We start from the raw sequence: 3,728 nt of genomic DNA, 5'->3' as shown, positions 1-3,728 counted from the left end.
GTTTAAAATTAACAATGTGGTCTACGCCATAGGAGCGGGCTACGTCTACGGTGCGGTCTGTACTGCCATCATTGATAATTAGCCACTCAACGGTATCTACCACAGGCCTTTAGCCTTTAGCCTTTAGCTGATAGCTGATAGCTGATAGCTGATAGCTGATAGCTGATAGCTGAATGCTTACACCTTGTCCTCCTGTCTAGCTAAATAACTCTTGAAGAATGGAATTGAGTTTAGTAGTATGGTTTTGAATTTAAGTTATAAATATAAAAAGGAAAAGGTCAATGGTTATAATTCCTTGCCCTTTCCCCCTTTACTAAACTTTTACAGTGTAATCAGGAAGCAGTTATACAAATTATTCTCTTAAAATATTGCCCCTGACAATGAAAAACTGATCATGGGGTATTTGGCTCGAATCAGATCAATTTTCCCTTTTTCCATTGACGAGTGATCAAGCAAAGCTAGAAAAGCCCATATCTAGAGGGATATCTTGTAACCTTCCAGGACCGACTGCTTGAATAGCTTCTTTGAGAGACATATCTCCGGTGTAAAGCGCACGACCAACAATTACACCGCTAACGCCTAGAGATTCGAGAGTAAGTAAACTCAACAGATCAGTGATTGAACTGACACCCCCAGAGGCAATCACGGGGATCGATATATGACTTGCTAGTTCCCTTAGAGCGTCTAGGTTTGGTCCAGACAGAGTTCCATCCCGGTGAATGTCGGTGTAAATAATCGTAGTTACTCCCAGCTGAGTCATTTGTTCAGCTAGGTCAATTGCTGCAATTTCTGAGGTTTCTAACCAACCGTGAGTGGCCACCCATCCCTGACGAGCATCAATACCAACTACAATCTTCCCTGGGAATTCAGTGCAAAGCTGTTCCACTAGGGAAGGGTCTTCCACCGCTGCCGTTCCTATAATGACTCTATCGACGCCTAGAGTCAACAGTTGAGTGACTCCGGAGCGGGAGCGTAATCCACCACCGACTTGCACTGGCACAGGTACCGCCTGCACAATTGCTTCGATGGCCTTAGTATTAACTGGCTTACCCAGTTTTGCACCATCCAAATCAACGACATGCAGCCTTGATGCACCTTGTTCAACCCATTGTTTCGCTACCTCGACTGGGTTATCGTTAAATATTTGCGCACGTTGGTAGTCTCCCTGGACTAACCGCACACATTTTTCTTCAAGTAAGTCTATAGCTGGAATAACATCCATGACTAAATTTCCCCCTAACCTATACTGAACTACCGCACACCAATCCCAGCAGGTATGGTGTAGGCTTCTGACATCACGGGGGTAGCCCAAGTCTAGGAGCTACGTCCTCGATTTGGTCTTAGATCCCCTGCAAGCCACTTCTTTCTGGCTACCCTTGCCAGTAGTAGTCGTTATTGTTCGATTGAAGCACTACCACTGGGCAATTCTGCCAGAATCTTAAACCGCACATGATTAATGGCTAACTCACCAATAGAAATATCTTCCTTTTTCACAGGCACCCCTTGACTCTTCAGGATTTCAAACTTAATTCCTTTACCGATCTCTATATGGTACCAGGCAAGACCCATCAAAAACCGAGTGGGATAAGGACCCCCTTCAACCGTATCATCAGCACTCGATTCCATCGGTAGCCAGCCGATTGTTGGGATATAAAATTCCATCCAAACATGATTAAAATCTGGTACTAAAGGAATACCAATTTGGTCAGGATGGGGAGGGCATTTGTAACGACCAACAGTGCGGCACGCGATACCATTAAGGCGTCCCAAAGCTAGCAATACTCCCAAATACTCGCCGCAAGACCCCACACCCCTTCGTAGCACAATGTCAGGAGTATCTATTTTAGGGGTCACGTGGTAGGAAAGTTTGTCGTAGACATAATTGCGAATACTGTAGACTTGCCGCAACAGATTCGTTTCGCTACCAATTGCTTCTTTAGCCGAACGGCGGATGATTTCTGTATCCATGGCTAACTTGTCATCATCCACCAAATAACGGTTCTGAAATTCTGGCGGTAACTCAGGCAACGCCTCCATATCCCGTGGTGTCAGGCGGTACTTGATACTCCAGACTTCTAGGAGTGCCTTCCAGCCAAAGATATGGCGTTCCCCTGGCTTGAGATTGTCAAACTTAAAGACGGCAACTTGCTGACCATCTTGAACGTCTATAGTAAAGGGTATACCTACGGGTTCGACTTTTGAGACCTTTTGTCGGTCAGTTTCCGATGGCAAGGCAATTCGCCATTCCAAATCATTCAACTCGATATCCTTGAGGGGGTCAAGTTCCTCGACGTAGGACATTTCGATTAAATAGCCATTGGAGAGTGCATAGCGACCTTCCGGATTGTAGGTAAAGTGTAACGGATGAATAAAAGTGCGATCGCGATACTGCAATTCATAATTAGGATCAGCGTTAGGGTTATCGCGGATGTAAGCCTCCTCAGTTGCATAAGCAACATAGAGGGTATCCTCTCCCGTCTGGGGGTCAGAACAAAACGCTAAGCCAGTAGGATTTTCAAAGGGGGTGAGTACACTGAACTGAATTTCGCCAGTTGCTCGATCAAGACAGTAAACTGTCTGTTCTTGGTCATCAGATACCCACAGTTCTTCATCGCGAATTGTTATATGTTCAATGCCAACTCCCGGAGAACGCAATCGGGTAATTTCATGACCTGTATTTATGCTATATATAATAATATATCCCAGTTTTTTACAGGTAACATAAACCGTTGAATCTTTAACAGCGATTCCATTAGGATTGGAAGGCAAATAAACAAAGTGTTGCAGGGTTATTTTTTTATTTATATGGCAAAAATATACACTATCTTGTAACGTTAACCAGAGGGTTTCTCCTGCCACTGCTAAACCAGTAACACCGACTAAATCTGACTCACGATCTGGATTCAAAATCGTTGTGTTATCAGTAAAGGGATCAATTTGTAGTAGATAACCCTTTATCGAGTCGATAGCAATTATTTTTTCTCTCCAAAATGCTATACCTTGCAGGGAAGATGCTCCAATTGGTCGGATAGTTTTGTCTAATTTTTGTCGTTCTTTAAAAAATGGATATGAATTCAGAATCATGAGTAAATCCGATGAAGATCAGATGAAGATTTAGACAAAATTATAAGCTTAGAGTGGCGATGTCTCAAATAACTGAAGTTATTGTTAAAATGATGCAGGTAAGGACTGAAAACCTGATCCTCTTAGAGGGGTTACGGGTGCCTCCAAGGGCTGTTGTTCTGCCATACTTCTCACTTATCCTGCTTACTATAAGAGAAACTTGGCTCTATCAGGGAATAGTTTTATCATGGCTTGGTTAACACGTTCATCAAAATTTACGGTCTTAACGGTTGCTTTGGCTTTCAGTCTGGCAGTCAATCTTCCAGCCCAGGTACAAGCTCAGGCGAGTTCTTCCCTAGGGAGGGAACTGATTGAGAAGATACCGAACCACTGGGAAAGTATATATTTATCTGAATTTGATCCACCTCCTACAGGCGAACCCTCGGATCTCGGACGTCCTGGAGGAACTAGGGGGGATTGCTACTATATATCAAACCCCAACATTCCTGTTGTAGCCTTGGTTCCGATTTCTGGGATGGGAACAACGGTTTCTGAATACCCCACTTTCTCTTGGTATATGCCCTGTATAAAATATGCATCAGGGCATGATTTAAAGTTTGTGCTGAAAGATGCCAATGGAAAGGAGCTTTACTCAGTCAAGTATA

At 43.7% G+C, this 3,728-nt stretch carries 3 protein-coding genes and 1 pseudogene; 1 reads left to right on the top strand and 3 read right to left on the bottom strand.

Annotated features, from left to right (window positions below; translation table 11 throughout):
- The 3 genes and pseudogenes from F6J99_RS43150 to F6J99_RS43140 all read right to left on the bottom strand — a co-directional run.
- Positions 1-106: pseudogene (locus F6J99_RS43150) on the bottom strand (glycosyltransferase family 2 protein); the annotation flags it as partial.
- A gap of 342 nt (positions 107-448) precedes the next feature.
- Positions 449-1,222, bottom strand: coding sequence for a 1-(5-phosphoribosyl)-5-[(5-phosphoribosylamino)methylideneamino]imidazole-4-carboxamide isomerase (gene hisA / locus F6J99_RS43145; RefSeq protein WP_070395241.1), 774 nt, complete (start codon positions 1,220-1,222; stop codon positions 449-451).
- Between the two features lie 170 nt (positions 1,223-1,392).
- Positions 1,393-3,084, bottom strand: a complete 1,692-nt coding sequence (locus F6J99_RS43140) for a transglutaminase domain-containing protein (protein ID WP_293123116.1) — start codon at positions 3,082-3,084, stop codon at positions 1,393-1,395.
- A 226-nt stretch (positions 3,085-3,310) separates the two neighbouring features.
- Here F6J99_RS43140 and F6J99_RS43135 point away from each other — a divergent pair.
- Positions 3,311-3,728, top strand: a 418-nt coding sequence (locus F6J99_RS43135) for a DUF928 domain-containing protein (protein WP_293123113.1), incomplete at its 3' end; no start/stop codon positions are given.

The sequence above is a fragment of the Moorena sp. SIO4G3 genome, from assembly GCF_010692305.1.
GTDB lineage: Bacteria > Cyanobacteriota > Cyanobacteriia > Cyanobacteriales > Coleofasciculaceae > Moorena > Moorena producens_A.
This window is presented reverse-complemented; position numbering and strand designations above follow the sequence as displayed.

Coding starts and splice junctions, on each gene's coding strand:
- hisA (WP_070395241.1), bottom strand. CDS start 1,222: ATGGATGTTATTCCAGCTATAGACTTACTTGAAGAAAAATGTGTGCGG.
- F6J99_RS43140 (WP_293123116.1), bottom strand. CDS start 3,084: ATGATTCTGAATTCATATCCATTTTTTAAAGAACGACAAAAATTAGAC.